Source organism: Nodosilinea sp. LEGE 06152 (genome assembly GCF_015207525.1).
Classification (GTDB): Bacteria; Cyanobacteriota; Cyanobacteriia; order Phormidesmidales; family Phormidesmidaceae; genus Nodosilinea.
In genome coordinates, this window is the sequence record NZ_JADEWR010000001.1 from 392,747 (window position 1) to 412,707 (window position 19,961).

At 58.9% G+C, this 19,961-nt stretch carries 15 protein-coding genes; 8 read left to right on the forward strand and 7 right to left on the reverse strand.

The genetic code is table 11. From position 1 onward, the window contains the following. Window positions 1-119 precede the first annotated feature (119 nt). The 3 genes from dnaK to apcD all read left to right on the forward strand — a co-directional run bounded on the left by dnaK (window position 120) and on the right by apcD (window position 4,657). Complete coding sequence (dnaK, locus tag IQ265_RS01855) at window positions 120-2,906, forward strand: molecular chaperone DnaK (protein ID WP_194050496.1); 2,787 nt, start codon at window positions 120-122, stop codon at window positions 2,904-2,906. Window positions 2,907-2,996: 90 nt separating this feature from the next. After that, window positions 2,997-3,944: a J domain-containing protein gene (locus IQ265_RS01860; protein ID WP_194050497.1), complete on the forward strand. Its 948-nt coding sequence runs from the start codon at window positions 2,997-2,999 to the stop codon at window positions 3,942-3,944. A 227-nt stretch (window positions 3,945-4,171) separates the two neighbouring features. Next, window positions 4,172-4,657 (forward strand): allophycocyanin subunit alpha-B, encoded by a 486-nt coding sequence (gene apcD, locus IQ265_RS01865; protein ID WP_194050498.1) that lies wholly within the window; start codon window positions 4,172-4,174, stop codon window positions 4,655-4,657. A gap of 112 nt (window positions 4,658-4,769) precedes the next feature. Here apcD and hemL read toward each other — a convergent pair whose 3' ends face one another. From hemL to IQ265_RS01880, 3 genes are all read right to left on the reverse strand, one after another. Beyond that, window positions 4,770-6,071, reverse strand: coding sequence for a glutamate-1-semialdehyde 2,1-aminomutase (hemL, locus tag IQ265_RS01870; protein WP_194050499.1), 1,302 nt, complete (start codon window positions 6,069-6,071; stop codon window positions 4,770-4,772). 126 nt (window positions 6,072-6,197) lie between these two features. Beyond that, on the reverse strand, window positions 6,198-7,034 hold the full coding sequence (gene ftsE, locus IQ265_RS01875; protein ID WP_194050500.1) for a cell division ATP-binding protein FtsE: 837 nt from the start codon (window positions 7,032-7,034) through the stop codon (window positions 6,198-6,200). A gap of 230 nt (window positions 7,035-7,264) precedes the next feature. Further along, window positions 7,265-8,092: an ion transporter gene (locus tag IQ265_RS01880; RefSeq protein ID WP_194050501.1), complete on the reverse strand. Its 828-nt coding sequence runs from the start codon at window positions 8,090-8,092 to the stop codon at window positions 7,265-7,267. 276 nt (window positions 8,093-8,368) lie between these two features. On the opposite strand from IQ265_RS01880, the gene IQ265_RS01885 reads away from it, so the two are divergent. Both IQ265_RS01885 and IQ265_RS01890 read left to right on the forward strand, forming a co-directional pair. Further along, window positions 8,369-9,451: a sirohydrochlorin chelatase gene (locus IQ265_RS01885; RefSeq protein WP_194050502.1), complete on the forward strand. Its 1,083-nt coding sequence runs from the start codon at window positions 8,369-8,371 to the stop codon at window positions 9,449-9,451. Window positions 9,452-9,529: 78 nt separating this feature from the next. Next, entirely contained in the window at window positions 9,530-10,417 is an 888-nt protein-coding gene (locus tag IQ265_RS01890) for a hypothetical protein (RefSeq protein ID WP_194050503.1), read from the forward strand. A gap of 96 nt (window positions 10,418-10,513) precedes the next feature. On the opposite strand, the gene IQ265_RS01895 is transcribed toward IQ265_RS01890, so the two are convergent. Both IQ265_RS01895 and gyrA read right to left on the reverse strand, forming a co-directional pair. Beyond that, on the reverse strand, window positions 10,514-10,927 hold the full coding sequence (locus tag IQ265_RS01895; RefSeq protein ID WP_194050504.1) for a VOC family protein: 414 nt from the start codon (window positions 10,925-10,927) through the stop codon (window positions 10,514-10,516). 32 nt (window positions 10,928-10,959) lie between these two features. Continuing rightward, window positions 10,960-13,587 carry a DNA gyrase subunit A gene (gene gyrA, locus IQ265_RS01900; protein ID WP_194050505.1) on the reverse strand — a complete coding sequence of 876 codons (2,628 nt, stop codon included), beginning with the start codon at window positions 13,585-13,587 and terminating at the stop codon, window positions 10,960-10,962. A 276-nt stretch (window positions 13,588-13,863) separates the two neighbouring features. On the opposite strand from gyrA, the gene IQ265_RS01905 reads away from it, so the two are divergent. Continuing rightward, window positions 13,864-14,790, forward strand: a complete 927-nt coding sequence (locus IQ265_RS01905) for a histone deacetylase (RefSeq protein ID WP_194050506.1) — start codon at window positions 13,864-13,866, stop codon at window positions 14,788-14,790. A 224-nt stretch (window positions 14,791-15,014) separates the two neighbouring features. Here IQ265_RS01905 and IQ265_RS01910 read toward each other — a convergent pair whose 3' ends face one another. Together IQ265_RS01910 and IQ265_RS01915 are read right to left on the reverse strand one after the other, a co-directional pair. After that, entirely contained in the window at window positions 15,015-15,881 is an 867-nt protein-coding gene (locus IQ265_RS01910) for a universal stress protein (RefSeq protein ID WP_194050507.1), read from the reverse strand. A gap of 7 nt (window positions 15,882-15,888) precedes the next feature. Further along, on the reverse strand, window positions 15,889-17,382 hold the full coding sequence (locus IQ265_RS01915) for a SulP family inorganic anion transporter (RefSeq protein ID WP_194050631.1): 1,494 nt from the start codon (window positions 17,380-17,382) through the stop codon (window positions 15,889-15,891). Between the two features lie 588 nt (window positions 17,383-17,970). Between IQ265_RS01915 and IQ265_RS01920 the strand changes: the two genes are divergently transcribed. Both IQ265_RS01920 and IQ265_RS01925 read left to right on the forward strand, forming a co-directional pair. Further along, window positions 17,971-18,561 carry a TetR/AcrR family transcriptional regulator gene (locus IQ265_RS01920; RefSeq protein ID WP_194050508.1) on the forward strand — a complete coding sequence of 197 codons (591 nt, stop codon included), beginning with the start codon at window positions 17,971-17,973 and terminating at the stop codon, window positions 18,559-18,561. 126 nt (window positions 18,562-18,687) lie between these two features. After that, window positions 18,688-19,947, forward strand: coding sequence for an efflux RND transporter periplasmic adaptor subunit (locus IQ265_RS01925; protein WP_194050509.1), 1,260 nt, complete (start codon window positions 18,688-18,690; stop codon window positions 19,945-19,947). Window positions 19,948-19,961: the final 14 nt, after the last annotated feature.

Consider the following 19,961-nt stretch of genomic DNA (forward strand, 5'->3'; position numbering starts at 1 on the left):
CAGCCCGAGACAGACTATCATTAAGAAAGTTGATGTAAGTAGGTTGGCAGAAGCAACGCCCCCTCGGTGCTAACCTGCATTGAGCACGCAGACAGACAGATAAGGAGACGCCAGAGCGAATGGGAAAAGTAGTTGGCATCGACCTGGGCACGACCAACTCAGTGGTCTCTGTAATGGAGGGTGGCAAGCCGGTGGTGATTGCCAACGCCGAAGGGATGCGGACTACGCCCTCGGTAGTGGCTTTTAGCAAAGAGGGCGAGCGGCTGGTGGGGCAAATGGCCCGACGGCAAGCGGTGCTGAACCCCCAGAACACCTTCTATAGCGTCAAGCGCTATATGGGTCGCCGCTACGCTGAGCTAGACCCATCGTCTAAGCGAGTGCCCTACACCATTCGCCGCGATGATCTAGGCAACGTCAAAGTTCGCTGCCCCCGGCTCGAAAAAGACTTTGCCCCCGAAGAAATTTCGGCCATTGTGCTGCGCAAGCTGGCCGATGAGGCCAGCCGCTACCTGGGTCAGCCGGTGACCGGGGCGGTAATTACTGTACCTGCTTACTTTAATGACGCCCAGCGCCAGGCTACCCGCAATGCCGGGCGCATCGCGGGACTAGAGGTCAAGCGCATTCTCAACGAGCCCACGGCGGCAGCGCTGGCCTACGGTCTCGATCAGGCCCAGAACGAAACTATTTTGGTGTTTGACCTGGGGGGCGGCACCTTCGACGTATCGATTCTGGACGTGGGCGATGGGGTGTTTGAGGTGCGATCGACCTCAGGCGATACCCAGCTGGGGGGCACCAACTTTGACACCAAAATTGTCGACTGGCTGGCCGATGAATTTCTTGAGAAGGAAGGCATTGACCTGCGTAAAGATCGTCAGGCACTCCAGCGTCTGACCGAAGCGGCGGAAAAAGCGAAGATTGAGCTGTCTGGCGTGGCCAGCACCGAGATTAGCCTGCCCTTCATCACCGCTAGCCCCGAGGGCCCCAAGCATATTGAGACACGCTTAAGCCGATCGCAGTTCGAAGGCCTCTGCGGCGATCTGGTCAGCGCCCTGCGCGCGCCCCTCAAGCAGGCCCTCAGCGATGCGGGCCTCACCCCCGATGACATTGACGAGGTGGTGTTGGTGGGCGGCGGCAGCCGGATGCCTATGGTGCAAGATTTGGTACGCGGCCTGATTGGTCTCGAACCCAGCCAGGCGGTCAACCCAGACGAAGCTGTAGCCGTGGGTGCTGCCGTGCAGGCGGGCATCATCACCCAGGAAGTGCAGGATATCATGCTGCTCGATGTCACGTCGCTGTCCCTGGGCCTCGAGACCATCGGCGGCGTGATGAAGAAGGTGATTCCGCGCAACACCACCATTCCGGTGCGGCGATCGGATATTTTCTCCACTTCTGAAAATAACCAGACCTCGGTAGAGGTGCATGTGCTCCAGGGCGAGCGCGAGATGGGGGCCGACAACAAATCCCTAGGTCGTTTCAAGCTGATGGGCATTCCCCCTGCCCCGCGCGGTGTGCCTCAAGTGCTGGTGTCTTTTGATATCGACGCCAACGGCATTCTACAAGTCTCGGCGATGGATAAGACGACCGGGCGCGAGCAGAGTCTGACGGTGCAGGGTGCCTCCAACCTAGAAGAAGGCGAAGTGCAGCGCATGATCCGCGAGGCGGAGGAATTTGCCGAAACCGATCGCCTCCAACGCGAGCGGGTCGAAAAGCGCAACCGAGCCGAAGCGCTGACCTTCCAAGCTGAGCGACTGCTGCGGGAGGTGGCCCTCGACTTTGGTATGCAGTTTGCCCGCGATCGCCGTCGCCGCATTGAGGGGCTAGTGCAAGAGCTGCGCGACTACCTGGAGCAAAGCGACGAGCGCGGCATCGACATTGCCCAGGCTGAACTGCAAGACGAACTCTACGACCTCAACCGCGAGGCCTATCTGTACGAGGCGGACGAGGCTCCCGAAGGCGGAATTTTGGGCCAAATTGGCAGCACTCTAAAGAAAACCTTCTCCTTTGACGACGACTTAGACGCACGGCCCAACTACGGGTACCAGGGCAATGCCTCCTGGGGCAGCTGGGACGACGACTGGGACTACGACAACCGGGGTGGAGCGGGTGGGCCGCGCTACGGCAGTCCAGCCTACGATAACCGCGCCTACGGCACGACCGGGTACAGCGGTCAGGGCTACGGGAGCCAGGGCTATAGTGACCCAGGCTATGGCAGTCAGGGCTATGGCGACAGTCGCGATATTGACCGCGGCTACGACAGCTCTGGCTACGACCGCGCAGCGCCTTCATCGGGCAACCGCCCACCAGAACCCAACCAGCCTCCCGCTTCTGACTATGGTCGTCAGGACTACGGGCAATCGAGCTACGGTCAGCAGGGCTATAGCCAACAGGATTATGGCCGCTCAGACTATGGGCGCTCAGACTATGACCGTCAGGACTATGACCAAAACTATGGTCGCTCAGACTACGGCCAATTCTCCAATGGGGACGCAGCGCGATCGCCCAATTCTGAGCCCTCCCGCCCCAGTTATGACGAATCGGGCTATGGTAGCTCAGGCTACAGCGATCGCTACGATCGTCCCAGTTCACCCAATTCAGGCTACGGCTCAGACTACGGTGCGGCTGATTACCGCAATGATAGTGCTGCTGACGGTCAGAGCTACGACCCGTATGGTCGCCCCAGCCAGTCTCCGGCTACCCCGCCAAACAACTGGGACGACGATCCTTGGGGTCAGTCAGCACCGCCCAGCCGCCCCCCAGAGTCACGGGCTCCGGAAAGCCGCCCCCGACCGCCAGCCGCCCCCGAGCGGGGTGTGCCCAGCGATTTTGAAGCCGAACGCGCTGCAAATCGCCGACCGGCTCCCCGCTATGATGACGACAACTGGAGCGATCGCGACGAATGGCTCTAGTCATCCAACGTTGTCCAGGGGCAACGGGCTAGGGCAGTCAGCCACCCGTTCCCGCAACCATTCCCCTATCCGCCCACCCATCCCCTCCCCATGGAGAACTTTCGGAACTACTACGACATTCTGGGGGTTTCTAGAGAAGCGACCTTTAGCGACATTAAACAGGCCTACCGCAAGCTAGCGCGGCAGTACCACCCCGACCTCAACCCCGGCGACCAGGCCGCAGAGGATCACTTCAAGCTGCTGAGCGAAGCCTACACCGTCCTCTCTGACGACGAAAAGCGGGCCCAGTATGAGAAGTTTAGCGAGTACTGGCAGCAGGAGGGCTTTAAGAAGGGCCAGGGCAAGTCGGTCGTTGGCGATATCTTCGGCGGGCGCATCTCCCTCGAAGACTTTGGCTTTGGTGAATTTCCCGACTTCAATGTTTTTGTCGACCAGCTCCTCAACCGTCGCCCGGCCCGCCGTAGTGCTAGCGACGATGGCTATGCCGCCAACACGGCTACCTACGCACCAACTACCCCCACCGGCCGCCGCGATGCTGAGGCCGACCTCACCGTTCCCCTAGAAAAAGCCTTCCGGGGCGGGCGCGAGCGCATTCGCCTGGAGGACGGGCGATCGCTAGAGGTCAACATGCCCGCTGGTATGGTTACCGGCCAGCGCATTCGCCTGCGGGGCCAGGGCATTGGCGGCGGCAACCTCTACTTGCGCATTCAGGTTGACCCGCACCCCTTCTACACCCTGCGGGGCAACGACGTGTACTGTCGGGTACCCATCACGCCTAGCGAGGCCGCCCTGGGCAGCACCATCGATATTCCCACCCTCGATGGCCCTGTGCGCAGCACTCTGCCTCAGGGGGCGCAAACCGGGCAAATTATTCAGCTGCCGGGGCGAGGCTATTTAGCGGGGCAAGAACGACGCGGCGATCAAATTGTGGAGCTAGAGATTGTGGTGCCGAGGGAATTGAGCGATCGCGAAAAAGCTCTCTACGAGGAACTGCGCCAGACTGAGCGGTTTCGCCCCCGCGCCGACCTGTTCAGCTAGCGCAATTGTTGCGAAGCGTTACAGAGTTTCCTGGGTCGCTCAGGGAAAGAATAGTGAGCAAAAGCGACAAAACTCAGACAAAATAGATGGTTTTGCCTGGTTCCTGACCCCGGCGATCGCCCTAGCCATGCTCAGGCATGGCCAACTAAATGAGAATTTAACTTTCCCTAGCGACCCCCGAGTCGCTAAACTAGCAATGAAAAAGGTCATCCCCGTCATTTTTAACTATGTCTGTTGTTAGCCAAGTTATTTTGAATGCCGACGACGAGCTGCGCTACCCAACCACCGGCGAGCTCAAGGCGATTGAAGACTTTTTGAAAACCGGCGAGCAGCGCACCCGCATTGCCGCAATGCTCTCTGAGAACGAAAAAAAGATTGTTGACCAGGCCAGCAGAGAGCTATGGCGGCGGCGGCCCGACTTTATTGCCCCCGGCGGCAATGCCTACGGCCAGAAGCAGCGCGCCCTCTGTATTCGCGACTACGGCTGGTACCTGCGCTTAGTTACCTACGGTGTGCTGGCTGGCGACCAAACTCCCATTGAAGCCATTGGTATCGTGGGCGTCCGCGAAATGTACAACGCCCTCGATGTCCCTGTGCCCGGTATGGCTGAAGCCATCCGCTGCCTCAAAGACGCCTCGCTAAACCTGCTGTCTGACGAAGACGCCGCCGAAGCGGCCCCCTACTTCGACTACATCATCCAGGCCATGTCGTAGGTATAGAAAATCTAAAAACCCCGGATTCCTCAAGAATCCGGGGTTTCGTTTTAGGTAGGTTAATTTCCTCGGGTGCGTCATTCCAATCGATGACGCACCGACCGAAAGAGATTTACAGAGTTGCTAGTACATCGCGGGCGGCTGCGATCGTGGCGTCAATATCCTCATCGGTGTGGGCCAGGGAGGTAAAGCCCGCCTCGTACTGTGACGGAGCCAGGTACACACCGCGCTCCAGCATGCCCCGGTGAAAGCGGCTAAACTTCTCCAGGTCAGACCCCTTGGCATCTTCAAACTTAGTAATGGGGCCGGGGTGGAAGAACATGCCAAACATGGCGCTGATGTGGCCACCGCAGACCTCATGACCCGTATCCCTAGCGACCTGAAGGAGCCCTTCAATGAGCTTTTTAGTCAGTCGGTCTAGCTCGTCGTAGGTACCCGGTCGCTGCAGCAGCTCCAGGGTTTTGATGCCCGCCGTCATGGCCAAGGGGTTACCCGACAGGGTACCTGCCTGGTACACCGGGCCAGCGGGAGCCACCATTTCCATAATGTCGCGGCGACCACCGTAGGCTCCAACCGGCAGCCCGCCGCCGATTACTTTGCCCAGCGTAGTGAGGTCGGGGGTGATGTTGAACTTAGCCTGGGCACCGCCGTAGGCAATCCGGAAGCCGGTCATGACTTCGTCAAACACCAGCAGGGCATCGTTTTCGCGGGTAATTTCTCGCAGCCCCTCTAAAAAGCCGCCATCGGGGGTAATAAACCCAGCGTTACCTACCACAGGCTCTAGAATCACCCCGGCGATTTCGTCGGGGTTTTGGGCAAAGAGGGCCTTGACCGCTTCAAGGTCGTTGTAGGGGGCGGTGAGGGTGTCGCTGGTGGCCGACTTGGGCACCCCTGGGGAATCGGGCAGGCCCAGGGTAGCGACGCCGGAGCCGGCCTGCACGAGGAACATGTCGGCGTGGCCGTGGTAGCAGCCCGAGAACTTGATGATTTTGTTGCGTCCGGTATAGGCGCGCATCAGCCGCAGCACAGCCATACAGGCCTCGGTGCCGGAGTTGACGAAGCGCACCATTTCAATGCTGGGCACGGCCTGGATCACCATTTCGGCCAGCACGTTTTCGAGATAGCAGGGGGCACCGAAGCTGGTGCCTTTTTCAAGCGCTGCCGACAGGGCTGCCAGTACTTCAGGGTGGGCATGGCCACAGATGGCGGGCCCCCAGGTGCCTACGTAATCGATGTATTGGTTGCCGTCTACATCCCAAATGTAGGCACCCTTGACGCGATCGAACACGATGGGCTGCCCGCCCACCGACTTAAATGCTCGTACCGGAGAGCTAACGCCACCGGGCATGAGGTTTTGGGCGGCGGTAAAAATTTCTTGTGATTTTGCTGTCTTAAACGGGGCTGTACTGACCAAGGCACGTTCCTCTCAGAGTCCAAAATCATCCGACGCCTCAAACTTGTTGGGCCGTCTGAATGTTAGCTCTGATCATTATCCTATTGATTGGATAAGGCGTACCGCTAGATGTTAAGGAATGTAGCGTTAGCGGCGCAGGTGGTGCAGGCGGCCGTTCTTGATCTGCACAACGGGATGGTTGGAGATTCGCACCAGATGTTCGTCGTGGGTGGTGACGATGACGGTAATGCCAATGGAGTTAAGCTTCTTGAGAATCTTGATTACCTGAAGGGAGTTGTCGGCGTCCAGGTTGCCGGTAGGCTCGTCTGCCAGCAGCAGGGGTGGGGTGTTGACCACAGCCCGGGCAATGCTGACCCGCTGCTGCTCGCCCCCAGACAGCTCGTCAGGGAAGCACTGGGCCTTGCCCTGTAGCCCCACCATTTTGAGGGTAGGCCAGAGGCGACGATGAATTTCTTTGCGGGTGAAGCCCTGGGCCCACAGCACAAAGGCCACATTCTCGGCCACGGTGCGCTTGGGAATGAGTTTGTAGTCTTGGAATACCACGCCGATACGGCGACGCATCATGGCCAGGCGATTGCCGCGTAGGTTAGAAATTGGCTCGTCGCTGACCAAAATGTTGCCGTTGGTAGGGCGCTCGTAGCCGTAGAGCAGCTTGAGTAGGGTTGATTTGCCAGAGCCCGACGGGCCGGTAACAAAGAGAAAATCGCCGGGGTTAACCGTTAAATTGACGCCAGTGAGGGCTTTGCTGCCGTTGGTGTAGATTTTTTCTACATTGGTCAGCGAGACAATAGGCTGGACATCGGGATTGTTCGGGGCCTCTTCAATCACGGGAGAGGGGGATGGGTCGGCAGCGGAGCGAGCGGGTACTACAAGCTTGAAGCGGTCTTGCAGTCTGGCTCTGACTTCCTCGGGAAGGCTGGAGAGTTTGGTGTCGTCGGTGGGGCGGTGGAGCACAGAGGTCATGGAACGTCCTAACTGAGGTGGGTTGGGCTGGCTCGGGACTAAGCCTAGCTGAAACGTATGAACTGCGCAGCCAGCGCCGGGGATAGGGCTGACATGGCTTTTGGGTGGCCATTGTACCGGAAAGACTGTGCCCGGCAAAAGGCATATTTGTTTTTTCAATAATCGTTATGTTTTGTTACTCAGGAGACAGCGCTTTGGGGGACTGTTTGAAGACGGGAGGCGATCGCAAACTAGGACTCTAGAAGAGTACCGCAGCGTTTGCAAAACAGGGCATCGTTGTCGTGGGGATTAAGGCCACAGCCGGGGCAGGGCAGGTGCTGGGGCTGCCCCACTTTGCCCAGCTGCCGAATCAGGCTGCTGACCTGGGTGGGAATGAGCGCAATGCCGGTCAGAATCATCATGACTGTTAGCCCTCGCCCGGCTTCGGAGATGGGGGTGACATCGCCATAGCCAACCGTGGTCATGGTGACGACAGCAAAATAGAGCGCATCTAAAAACGTGCCAAAGTCTTCTGGATTACTGGGGTTTTCGACCTGAAAAATGAGGCCAGAGTAAATAAAAATAATCGTGCCCAGGGTCAACAAAATGCGAATTAGGATCAGGCTGTCGGCACTGGTCACTCGGCCAAACCACAGCCGATTATTGAAAATGTGCACCAGGCGTAAAATTCGCAGCGATCTAAAAAAGCGCAAAAAGCGAATGTCAAAGACGCCAATCCAGGAGGGCAGGATGGCAATTAGATCGATTAAACCGTAGAGGCTGAGGGCGTAGTACCAGGGGCGCTTGGCCACCCAAAGTCGCAGCCCATATTCGAGGGTAAAGGCCAGCACAATCACCCAATCGAGGCGATTTAACCAGTTGTCGAGGGTGGGCGGAATTGGGTAGGTTTTGAGGACAAAAATGACGGCAGATAGAAAAATTAGCAGCACGATCGCGCCGTTGATTAGCCGACCCGCCAGGGTGTCGGTAGTGTTCAATTCGCTGCGCAGGCGATCGCGTAGCGCGGGTTTTTGACCATTGCGCCAGGTGTCTTGTTGCTCGTCTAAGATCTCTTCCATGGTGTCAATGCGGTGTTAATGCCCACCCCCAGGATGGTTCTACGCCCTGCCCTGGGCTAAGATAACCAGGCAGACTGATTTTTATCTGGCTGCGTTTTTATGGCAACCATGGTTTTATCTCAGGCTAGTCCGGTGGTGGATTTGGCCTTTAGGTCTGTGCAGGTTTAGGTTAGCGTTGCCCCCTGCCAGGTTGGCTACTGTCCAAATTGTCATTGCCGGTACCTTTTGACTGAGCTGAAGGTTAGATTTATTATCACTGCGGCACGTTAAGTACCTATGGCGATCGCCCCCACTATTACCACTCTGCACGATTTTTCTCCCAGTGCGCCCGATCGCTGGTCGCCCCTGCCCACCCAGCGACCGCTGCTGCTGGTGGGCCACGGCAGCAGGGATACGGAGGGGCGCGATCGCGTGCTTGAATTTGCTTCCGCCTACCAAGCGCTCGACACCTCTCGCCCGGTGATTCCCTGCTTTCTGGAGCTGAGCGAACCCACCATTCAAGATGGCGTCGATCTGTGTGTGGAGAAGGGCTACACCGATATCTCGGTGCTGCCAATTCTGCTGTTTGCGGCCCGCCACAACAAGTTTGACGTCACCAATGAGCTCGATCGCGCTCGTCAGCGCCACCCCCAGGTGACCTTTCACTACGGTCGCCACTTTGGCATTACCCCTGCAATCATTCAGCTCTGGCAAGAGCGCTTGGCAGAGCTAGATACGCCCCGCTTTAACCCCGATGGCATTGGCCGCGAGGATACGGTGCTGCTGTTTGTGGGTCGGGGGGCTAGCGACCCCGACGCCAATGGCGATGTATATAAGCTGGCCCGAATTGTGTGGGAGGGCAGCCGCTACAAAACCGTCGAGATTTGCTTTATTGGCATTACCCACCCCCGTTTAGAAGAAGGCTTTCGCCGCGCCCGACTGTACGACCCCAAGCGCATCATTGTGCTGCCCTATTTTCTCTTTACCGGGGTGCTGGTGAAGAAGATTGTAGATATCACTCAGCAGGAGCAGGCGGCGCATCGCGATCAGCAGGTGGTCTATTTGCCGGAGATGGGCAGCCACCCGCAGCTGATGCAGATTTTGCGCGATCGCGAGCTAGAAACCCATTTGGGTCAGGTAGCGATGAACTGCGAAATGTGCAAGTTTCGTCTGGCTGCTAGGGACGGGCAGCACGGTCATGGGCACGCCCACGGGCACGATCATGGACACGCTCACGATCAGGGACATACCCATGATCACGGGCATGATCATGGGCACGGGCACGGGCATGATCATGGGCACGGGCATCACCACGGTGAACCTGTTGATCTATTTCCAGAACCCGACGACTATCACCAACGGGCCTGGCAAGTTCCCTAGGCTCAGCGACCTGGGAATGTTAAAAACAATGCCCAGCCAGCGCCTGGGTGAGTTTTTAGCACAACCCAGGGGGCAGCCATGTTCAAATCCGTCGGTCGGCAGGTGTGTGCTTTTGATTTGGAGTGGGTGCCCGACCCCGCCTCGGGGCGGCGGGTGTACGGCCTGCCTCAAACGATGCCCGATGCTGACGTTCTCGACGTGATGTGGGCTAAGGCTGGGGCTACGGCAGACAAGCCTCGCCCGCACCTCAAAACGGCGCTGTGTCGCGTGGTCGCTGTCACTGCCGTAATCCGAGAGCAGCAGCCCGATGGCGGCATTCGCCTGCGCTTGACCACCCTGCCGAGGCAGATTGATCAGCTGATGGATAAGGGAGAGCTGATTTCTACCTTTCTGAGCTACCTGGGGCAGCACCATCCTCAGCTGGTGGGCTTTAATTCGCAAACCGCTGACCTGCCGATTTTGCTGCAGCGCGGGCTGGTTTCAGGCATTTCAGCCGCAGAATTTTGCCGCCGGGCCGACAAGGGCTGGGGCAGCGACTACTTTAGCCGCCACGGCGATGCCCACATCGATTTGAAAAGCGTCCTCAGCGGCTGGGGCATTGCGACGCCTACCCTGCACGAACTGGCGGCGGCGATGGGCATTCCCGGCCCGGTGGGGGCAGAGCCACACGATGTGGTGGATTGGTGGGTCGACGGGGATCTGCAATCCATTGTGGTGCAGAGTCAGTACGACGCGTTGAGCACTTACCTGGTATGGCTGCGGGCCGGGCGATTTGCCGGGTTCTTTAGCCCAGAGCAGTATGGCGACGAAGAGGAGCGGGTGCGGGCGGTGGTGCGCGATCGCATCACTGAGGGCGATCGCCACCTCGCGCCATACCTCAACCGGTGGGACAGCTTCACCACCCAGTCCGCCCCTGCCCCAGTCATTCCCCTAGCCCCAACCGCCGAAGCAGAACAGGCGGCCTAGGTTGCCTCCAATACATCTAAAGCCCAACCGCCAAGAGAACCCTCCATCGCCAATGTGCTCGTCGAGCCGGGAAATTGGAGGGCGATGGCTATAAAATTAGCCTTTCTTCGCGGCCAGCCCAATCTCCTGCCCATAGGAGGGTTCCAATGTGTGGCCATCGGGGTCGCGCAAAAAGGCCCAGTAGCCCACCGGGTAGCCAGAATCTTGCGGGTCTTGTAGTAGGCAACCCTCCTGCCGGGCCAGGTTGCACAGGGTATCTACTGCCTCGCGACTTTTGCAGCCGACTCCCAAATGGGCCAAGTGAGTCAGCAGGGGCTGTACCGCCGCTTGCTCGATGAGCACGATCGCAAAGGGGCGCGTGTGGTCAGACAGCCACACAACCTTAACCCCCGTCGCCTGATCGACCCGGTGGTGGATCACCTCCATCGCTGCATAGGTCCTATAGAACGCAATGCTGCGTTCTATGTCAGCAACGGGCAGGGCAATGTGGGTTAACCCCAGATCTACCATGGCGATTTTCTTTCCCAGGGGTGGGGCAATAGTTAGATTGGTTCATCAGGAGTGACTTCGGTGGGTGCCTCGGCAGCCTCCTCGATCGCTTCCACAATCGCTTCTACCGTGTCGTCGAAGGGCTCTTCCTGCAGCGCAGGGGGCACCACGGCCACGGCGGCGATCGCATCTTCGGCATCAAGCCGCTGCAAGCGCACCCCGGTCGCCGGGCGCGACTGAATCGAGATATCGTTCACCCGCTGGCGAATGATGATGCCCCGGTTGGTTACCAGCATGAGTTCGTCGCCCTCGCCCACCACCAGCAGCGAGGCCAGGGTGTCGTCGCGCTTGCGGAACTTGATCGCCATCAGGCCCATACCGGCCCGGTTTTGCAGGCGAAACTTGGCCACCGGCACCCGCTTGCCCAGGCCCGAGGCGGTGATCACCAGCACCCAGGGTCCGCTTTCGCTGCCGTTGGTGATGGTGTCGTCGTCGTCGTCGTCGCCGCCCGCCTCCGTGGCCTGCACCACCGCTTCCACCACCTGGCTGGGCAAAATATCCATGCTGATCAGCTCGTCGCCGTCGCGCAGGGCCATGGCCCGCACGCCGCGAGTGGGCCGGCCCAGGGGCCGCAGCTGGTCGTCGGTGGCCTTAAAGTGAATGGTCATGCCCCGCCGCGAGCCGATCAAAATGCTGTCGGTGTTGCGGGCCAGGCGCACCCACTTGAGGTGGTCTCCCTCTTCGAGGGAAATGGCAATCAGGCCGTTGGTGCGAATGTTGCTGAAGGCCGACAGGGCGGTTTTCTTCACAAAGCCGCCCTGGGTCAGCATTACCAGATAGTCTTCGTCGGTGAACTCGCGCACCGCCAGCACCGAGGTAATCGCCTCTTCTTTAGGGATGGGCAGCATTTGCACGATGGGCATACCGCGAGCGGCGCGGGAGCCCTCGGCGATCTGGTAGGCGCGCAGGGCGTAGGTAACGCCGCGATCGCTAAAGAACAGCAGGTAGTCGTGGGTGTAGCAGGTGATGAAGTGCTGCACGCCGTCGTCTTCCTTCATCTTGGCCCCGGCCTTGCCTCGGGTGGCGCGGCTCTGGGCCTCAAAGGTGGCCACGGGCATGCGCTTGATATAACCCTGGTCGGTGACGAGAATAACCACCTGCTCGTTGGCGATCAGCGAAATGTCGGTGAGTTCCCCGTCGTCCATCTCGATCACGGTGCGGCGGGGGCTGTCGTGCTTGGCCTTGAGTTCGCCCAGCTCGGTGGTGATGATCTCCAGAATGCGCTCGCGGCGGGCCAGAATGTCTTGCAGGTCGGTGATCTTAGCGACCAACTCCTCGTGCTCCTGCTGGATTTTGTCGGCCTCCAGGGCGGTGAGGCGGCGCAGCTGCATTTGCAGAATAGCGTCGGCCTGTAGCTCCGAGAGGCTGTAGGTATCCATCAGCTCCTGCTTGGCGGTCGGGGTGTCTGCCGCGCCGCGAATCAGGGCAATAATGGCATCCAAATTGTCTAGGGCGATCAGGTACCCCTGGAGCAGGTGGTCGCGCTCCTCGGCTTTGCGCAGCTCGTAGCGGGTGCGGCGAACAATGGTTTCTTCACGAAACTCCAGGAACACCTCCAGCATGCGCTTGAGGCCGAGCAGCTGGGGTTCGCCGTTGACCAGGGCCAGCATGTTGACGCCGAAGTTGTTTTGTAAGGGCGTCTGCTTGTAGAGGTTGTTGAGCACCACGCGGGGGTAGGCGTCGCGCTTCAGCTCGATGACGATGCGCATACCGTCGCGATCGCTTTCATCGCGAATATCCGAAATCCCCTCCAGGCGGCGCTCGTTCACCATTTCGGCGATCCGCTCGATCATGCCCGCCTTGTTGGTCTGGTAGGGCAGCTCGGTGATGACAATGGCTTCGCGATCGGGGCGGCCCCGGTGCTCGATGGTTTCCATGCTGGCCACGCCGCGCATGGTGACCGAGCCGCGCCCGGTCATGTAGGCGTCGCGAATGCCGCTGCGACCCAAGATTTGCCCGCCCGTGGGGAAATCGGGGCCGGGGATGATCTCCATCAGCTCGGCGGTAGAGATCTCGGGGTTATTGATCAGCGCGATCACGCCGTCGATCAGCTCGCCGGGGTTGTGGGGCGGAATGTTGGTGGCCATGCCCACGGCAATGCCGGAGGAGCCGTTGAGCAACAGCTGGGGCAGCCGCGAGGGCATCACCACTGGCTCTTGTTGGGAACCGTCAAAGTTATCGGCAAAATCGACGGTGTCTGACTCGATGTCTTGCAGCAGCGAGTCACTGGTCAGCGACTGCAGGCGACACTCGGTGTATCGCATCGCCGCCGGGGGGTCGTTGTCAATGGAGCCAAAGTTGCCGTGGCCGTTGATCAGCGGCATTCGCATGGAGAAGTCTTGGGCCATGCGCACCAGGGCGTCGTACACCGCCGTGTCGCCGTGGGGGTGGTACTTACCCAGCACTTCGCCCACCACACGGGCGCACTTACGAAAGGGGCGATCGGCGGCTAAACCCAGCTCGTGCATGGCATAGAGAATGCGGCGGTGCACCGGCTTGAGCCCATCCCTGGCATCTGGCAGCGCCCGACCCACGATCACGCTCATGGCGTATTCCAGGTAAGAGCTTTGCATTTCAACGCGCAGATCGGTAGGGACGATGCGCTCTTCTGGGGTTGCCATAGGCGGAAAAACTCCGAATTTGCGAACAACAAAGCGCTAGTCAGACCCTCGCACCGAGCGGTGCTGAATAGCGCTTAATCAGTTATGTTTTTGGGGTTGCATACAGGCTATATTTTAGCACGAAATCCCTGGGTCAAATCAGAGGTTGCTATGGTAGAAGGACGGGACATGGAGCCCTGATTCCGCAGTGCTTTGCGGCTTCGTTTAACCCCTCCCACGGGGCCTTCATTCTGATAGTTTGTCCCCTGAGAGTTTGCTGTGCACCACGCCTTCACCATGGCCGATTTTGCTATTATCTATTCGCCAGAATTTTTAAGCCACGACACCGGCCATTTTCATCCTGAAAACGCGGGTCGATTGAAAGCGGTTGTGGCCGCTTTAGAGCAGGCGACCTGGGCCGGACAGCTAGACTGGCGATCGCCCACTCCGGTGCACCAGCGCGATGTCGATACGCGCATTGCCCAAATTCATAACCCTCGCTACGTTGCGGCCCTGCGCGAAATTGCCCATACCGGCGGTGGCCACGTCGATGGCGATACCGTAGTCTCTGAGGAGAGCTATGCCGTGGCGCGGCTGGCGGTGAGCGCCTGGCTAGATGGCGTCGACTACCTGTGCTCAACAGGGCATTCGGCCTTTGTGCTGGCCCGCCCGCCGGGGCACCATGCGGTGCGCGATCGCGGCATGGGCTTTTGTCTGTTCGCCAATGCGGCGATCGCCGCCCACTACGCCCTAGAGCAGCCCGGCATTGCCCGTGTCGCCATTCTCGACTGGGATGTGCACCACGGCAACGGCACCCAGGCGCTGGTGGAGCAGAATGCCGCGATCGCCTACTGCTCGCTGCACCAGCTGCCCGCCTACCCCGGCACCGGCCACAGCAGCGAAACCGGCTTTCACGGCAACGTGCTCAACCTGCCCATGGCCCCCGGCAGCGCCAGCGCCGATTACACCGAGGCATTTGAGCAAAAGGTAGTTCCTTTTCTGACAGACTTCGCTCCCGATCTGCTGATCGTCAGCGCCGGGTACGACGCCAATGCCGCTGACCCCCTAGCCGACATCAACCTACAGCCCCAAGATTACGGTGCATTCACCCAGCATTGCCTGAGCGTCACCGACAGGATTCTGTTTGGCCTTGAGGGCGGCTATGACTACGACGCGCTCAGCCGGTCGGTGCTGGCTACGATCGCAGCGCGGTTAGGAGTGTAAAAGCCGTTTTGGCCAGGTGCGGAAGGCCGACGACTAGGACGGTTGCAATTGGTTATATCGCCCTGGCCAGCTGATTTAGGACAGAATCGAGGATCTCAGCCCAGACCGGGACAGTAGCTGGTTCGCAACCGCCACTCCAACATCTCGCTGGTGTCATGCCTTAACCTAAGTGGCGATTGCTATGTCAGGCCAGGAGAGTTCAGCGCGGTGCACCGAAATACCAGTTACCGAAAGACCAGCACTGGCAAATCGGTGCTGCGCAGCACCTGGGCTGTGGTGCTGCCTATGACCAAGTGGCGCATGCGGCTATAGCCGTAGGCCCCCAGCAGCAGCAGCGTTACGGCGTTAGTTTGGCAATATTGCGCGATCGCCGCCTCAGGGTCCCCCTCTGCCAGGGTGCAAACGGGTGCCCAACCGGTGGCCTGGAGCTGATGCTTGGCCCGCTCCAGGGAGGCTACAGCCGCAGCGTCATCAGCGCCTTTAGCCACGGTAATCACATGTATCTCCAGCCCTTTGACCAAGGGCGATTGAGCGACAAATGTCAGCATTGCTTGACTGCTGAGGCTGCCGTCGTAAGCGATCAGCACCCGCTCAATAGGCTGATAGTGACGCGGGGTGATCAGGCAGGGCCGCTGGCTGGCCCGCACAATGCGCTCCAGATTAGCCCCCAGATGCCCCGCCGCAAACTGGGCCGACTCGCCCCGCTTGCCCATCACAATCAGGTCGGCATCGACCTCCAGCTTCTCCAGGTAGTCCACTAAAAAACCAGTCCTATGAATCAGCTTGACCGATTCGACCCCAGCCGTGGTTAGGATTTGCTCAGCAGCGGCCAAAATCAGCTTGGCCTGCTGGTGGTGGAGTTTTGCCCGCTCGTGTTCTACCTCCACCAGCTTTTTGAGCAGGCTTTCTGAAGCACCTAGGCCAATGCTGCCGCTGAGGTTAGAAGCTTCTGCCGTGATTCGCCCTCGGTCATCGCTAACGTAGAGCACGTCTACACTGGCCCCGAGCCGCTTGGCCAACCACGCCCCGTAGGGGTAGCTGCTTTGGGCAAACGGTGAACCGTCTGTACACAGTAAGATGCGTTGCGCCATATTTTCTCTAGTCAGCGGTGTGTGAACTAACGGGAGGTCGGCTATGGATCGCCAGCTTGTCGACCAAGGTGGCACTCGCGTCATTGAGACCAATGACCTCCACCTCTGCCCCAGCCCGGCGAAACTTATTCACGACTTTATCTAAAGCGGCTACCGCCCCCTGATCCCACAGGTGGGCATGGGTCAGATCGACGGTGATGCGATCGACAAATTCACTGAAATCGAAAGCTTCTAAAAACTCGTCGATCGACACAAAGAAAATTTGCCCCGACACACTGTAAACCCGGTGGCTGCCGTTATCTTTTAGCACACTGTCGACAAACACCAGCCGGGCAATTTTGCGCGAGAAAAACACCGTGCTCATGACAATACCGGTGGCCACCCCTAGCGCAAAGTTACGGGTAAAAATGGTCACCAGCATGGTGGTTAGCATCACCGCCGTTTCGCTGCGGGGAATGCGAGCCATGTCGCGAAAGGAGGCCCACCGAAACGTGCCAATCGAAACCATGATCATGACGGCTACCAGAGCCGCCATGGGCATTTGACGCACCCAGCCGCTGAGGGCGAGGATGGCGAACAACAGAAACACCCCGGCGCACAGAGTAGACAATCGGCCTCGGCCACCCGACTGCACATTAATCACCGATTGGCCAATCATGCCGCAGCCCGCCATACCGCCAAAAAAGCTGGTGATGATGTTGGCAATGCCCTGTCCTTTGGCCTCTCGGTTTTTATCGCTGGGAGTGTCGGTTAGCTCATCTACTAAAGATGCGGTCAGAAACGAAGCCAGTAGCCCCACCACCGCCATGGTTAGGGATGTGGGCAGCACAATACGCAGGGTCTCGAGGGTTAAGGGCACCTGGGGCAGAGCAAAAACAGGCAGGGTTGTGGGCAGTTCTCCCATGTCGCCCACCGTGGGCACGTCAATGCCCAAAGAAATTGCTGCCGTTGTCATCACAAACAGCGCCACCAGGGGCGACGGTACTGCCTTAGTCACCCGAGGCAGGCCGTAGATGATCACCAGGGAAAGGGCGGCCATGACGTATACCGCCGGCGGTACGTTGATAAGCTGGGGCAGCTGCGCTAGAAAAATCAGCACCGCTAGGGCGTTGATATAGCCCACCATTACGGCTCGCGGCACGTAGCGCATTTGGCGGCCTAGCTTAAGCACCCCAAAAATTACCTGAAAAACGCCGGTCAACAGGGTGGCTACCAGCAAATACTCCAGCCCGTAGTCGCGCACTAGGTCAATCATCAGCAGGGCCATGGCCCCGGTGGCGGCGGAGATAGAACCGGGCCTGCCGCCCAGAAACGCGGTGGTAACTGCGATGACAAAAGAGGCATACAGCCCCACCTTGGGGTCGACCCCGGCGATGATCGAAAAGGCGATCGCCTCGGGGATCAGCGCCAGCCCTACCACGGCCCCAGCTAAAATATCGGCCTTGGGGTTAGCCAACCACTCTCGCCTCAGGTGGCTAGGTTTGAGCCGCCGGAGCCTCATCTTATAGGTGTTTAATTTGTAAGTATTCAATGTGCCTCCTAAACGCTCAAATAATCGTTTAACCCTAGAGAACAGCGTCTGATCTTGGCCCCGCACCCCGTTGATTTCCTACCTGTGGGTACCCGAGGACTGGGGGCTAGCCGAGGCAGCTTACTCTGCCCTCAGGTCAACCCAAGAGTTCAGCTAACCAACAGTTCCAGTCAATGTTTGCGGGGCAGTTAGAAGACCCAAGGGTAAGGTTTGACCTGCCTCCAGCGCCCGCGCTGCGTTTGCGTGCCTATACCTAAACCCATCCCCCCACTGTGCCCTTGCTGCTGACTACGATGGTCAGGCTACCTGCCAGTGGTGAAGGCAAAATAAAGCGCGGTGGGCAGCGCGTAAATCTAGGAATAGACCCCTAGCCCATGCCCATGTAAGAGCAAATTAAAGCCAATGTCTAGGCGCTAAACCAAATAAACACACTTTAAGGTTTACAGGAAAGGGCAAAGGCTCTATTGTTTTTATATCGATCGTCCAACATAAATTTTCTAGTGCTTGGGGTATCGTTTCAAAGCTGCTCAGAGGTTAGGCCGCAGCGCCTGAACATGTATGCCCAAGATTGTCGACCACGACCAGTACCGCAAGGAGTTGTTAAACCAATGCTTTGACTTATTTGCTGAAAAGGGCTACGCGGCGCTGACCATGCGCCAAATTGCCCAGGGGCTGGGGGTGTCTACGGGCACGCTTTACCATTACTTTCCTAGTAAAGAAGGTTTGTTTGAGCAACTGGTGCGCGAAACTACGCTGCAAGATATTCAAAATGCGATCGCGGCTGGCCAACATGAGTGTGTGCTGGGGCGCATAGAGGCTGCCCTAGAGTTTGTGGCTCAGAACGAGGACTTTTTGAGAAAGAAAATGCTGATTTGGATTGAGTTCTACCAGCATCAGCACCGGGAAAGTGGCGCACCAGTGGAGGTGTTTCATGACGTTTGGCAGGAGAGCAAGCAGCAGATAGCCGCCCTGCTAGGGTTAGATGACCCGCAGCTCATGGGATTCCTCTGCTGTGCGGTAGACGGCATTTTGCTGCACCGTATCTACGAGCCGCAGAGTTGCTCGTTTCGCGATCGCGCCCGCCTGCTGGTCGATATGGTAAAGCTCTACCTGCTTGATCGCGGTTCATTACCCTCTCTTAATAGTTAACGGCTACGATCTAGGGCTTGGCATAGCGGGCTTTGGCGAGACCTTGGGGCATACCTCTAAAATTCTCTGCATTACCATTAGGCAATGGCATTCATGTCTAACACGCACTCAAAGTCTGGTGATCCTATGCTGCCAGTAACCATTCGTCGATCGGGTCAGGCTTTGGGGGCTGCCCTCGCCCTGTCGCTAGCTGTAGCGGCCTGTAGCCAACCTCAGCCACCAGGGGCGATGGGGCCTCAGGCGGTGCAGGTGCGGGTGCAAGAACTTCAGCCCGGCACCTTTGAGGAAGGCTCTGACTTCGTTGGCTCCCTTGAGGCCGAGCAGCGCATTGAGCTCAAGCCCGAGGTAGAGGGCCGGGTGACTCAGGTGCTGGTTAGCTCTGGTAGCACCGTGGCCCAAGGTCAGCCCGTGGTGCAGCTCAGCCCCGACCAGGTGCAGTCTGAAGTGGCCGCCAATCAAGCGGCCGCCCAGGCCGCTGGCTTTGGGCGCGAGGCCGCCCAGGCCCAGGTCGATGCCGCCCAAGCTCAGCTCACCCGCACCCAGGCCGACGTCGAGCTGGCCTCCGTAGAATTTCGCCGCACCGAGCGGCTCGTGGGGGCAGGGGCACTGAGCCGCCAAGACCTAGACAACGCCCAAAACCAGCTCAATGTCGCCCAGTCCGCCCAGCGCCAGGCCCAAGACAACGTGCGAGCGGCCCAGGCCCAGCTGCAGCAGGCGCTCTCAACCTTTGAGCAGGCCCAGGCCCAGGTCGATGTCAGTCAGGCAGACGTGGGCTTTAAGCAGGTGGTGGCCCCGGTTGCCGGTCGCCTCGGCGATGTGTCGCTCAAGGTGGGCGATTACGTACAGGCGGGGCAAACCCTGGCCACCATCACCCAAAATAGCGAGCTATTTTTACGCATTCAGGTGCCGACTACGCGGGCCAGCCAGCTGCGGACAGGTATTCCGGTAGAGCTGCTGAGCCCTGATACGGGCGAACCTCTGGCCACGGGCAGCGTTAACTTCATTTCGCCGGAGGTCGATGGAGCCGGACAATCGATCTTAGTGAAGGCTCGTTTTCCAAATGAGGCGGGCAACCTGCGGGATGGACAGTTTGTGCGAGCCAGGCTGATCTGGAGCACCACCGCAACGCTGCTGGTGCCCACCGTGGCGGTGACTCGCATCGCCGGACAAAGCTTTGTGTTTGTGGCCACCGACCAGCCCCAGGAAGACGGGCAAACCCTGCGGGTGGCTTCCCAGCGGCCAGTGCAGCTGGGGCAAATGCAGGGGAACAACTATCAGGTGATTGACGGGCTGCAACCCGGAGATGAAGTGATTGTGACCAATATTTTGCAGCTGCAGGACGGCCGTCCGATTGCCCCCGAAGCCCAGGCTTCAGCAACACCTTAGGCCGTGATGCTAGG

Excerpts from the sequence above, each read along its gene's own strand:
- dnaK (WP_194050496.1), top strand. The coding sequence starts at position 120 with ATGGGAAAAGTAGTTGGCATCGACCTGGGCACGACCAACTCAGTGGTC.
- IQ265_RS01860 (WP_194050497.1), top strand. The coding sequence starts at position 2,997 with ATGGAGAACTTTCGGAACTACTACGACATTCTGGGGGTTTCTAGAGAA.
- apcD (WP_194050498.1), top strand. The coding sequence starts at position 4,172 with ATGTCTGTTGTTAGCCAAGTTATTTTGAATGCCGACGACGAGCTGCGC.
- ftsE (WP_194050500.1), bottom strand. The coding sequence starts at position 7,034 with ATGACCTCTGTGCTCCACCGCCCCACCGACGACACCAAACTCTCCAGC.
- IQ265_RS01880 (WP_194050501.1), bottom strand. The coding sequence starts at position 8,092 with ATGGAAGAGATCTTAGACGAGCAACAAGACACCTGGCGCAATGGTCAA.
- IQ265_RS01885 (WP_194050502.1), top strand. The coding sequence starts at position 8,369 with ATGGCGATCGCCCCCACTATTACCACTCTGCACGATTTTTCTCCCAGT.
- IQ265_RS01890 (WP_194050503.1), top strand. The coding sequence starts at position 9,530 with ATGTTCAAATCCGTCGGTCGGCAGGTGTGTGCTTTTGATTTGGAGTGG.
- IQ265_RS01895 (WP_194050504.1), bottom strand. The coding sequence starts at position 10,927 with ATGGTAGATCTGGGGTTAACCCACATTGCCCTGCCCGTTGCTGACATA.
- gyrA (WP_194050505.1), bottom strand. The coding sequence starts at position 13,587 with ATGGCAACCCCAGAAGAGCGCATCGTCCCTACCGATCTGCGCGTTGAA.
- IQ265_RS01905 (WP_194050506.1), top strand. The coding sequence starts at position 13,864 with ATGGCCGATTTTGCTATTATCTATTCGCCAGAATTTTTAAGCCACGAC.
- IQ265_RS01910 (WP_194050507.1), bottom strand. The coding sequence starts at position 15,881 with ATGGCGCAACGCATCTTACTGTGTACAGACGGTTCACCGTTTGCCCAA.
- IQ265_RS01915 (WP_194050631.1), bottom strand. The coding sequence starts at position 17,382 with ATGAGGCTCCGGCGGCTCAAACCTAGCCACCTGAGGCGAGAGTGGTTG.
- IQ265_RS01920 (WP_194050508.1), top strand. The coding sequence starts at position 17,971 with ATGCCCAAGATTGTCGACCACGACCAGTACCGCAAGGAGTTGTTAAAC.
- IQ265_RS01925 (WP_194050509.1), top strand. The coding sequence starts at position 18,688 with ATGCTGCCAGTAACCATTCGTCGATCGGGTCAGGCTTTGGGGGCTGCC.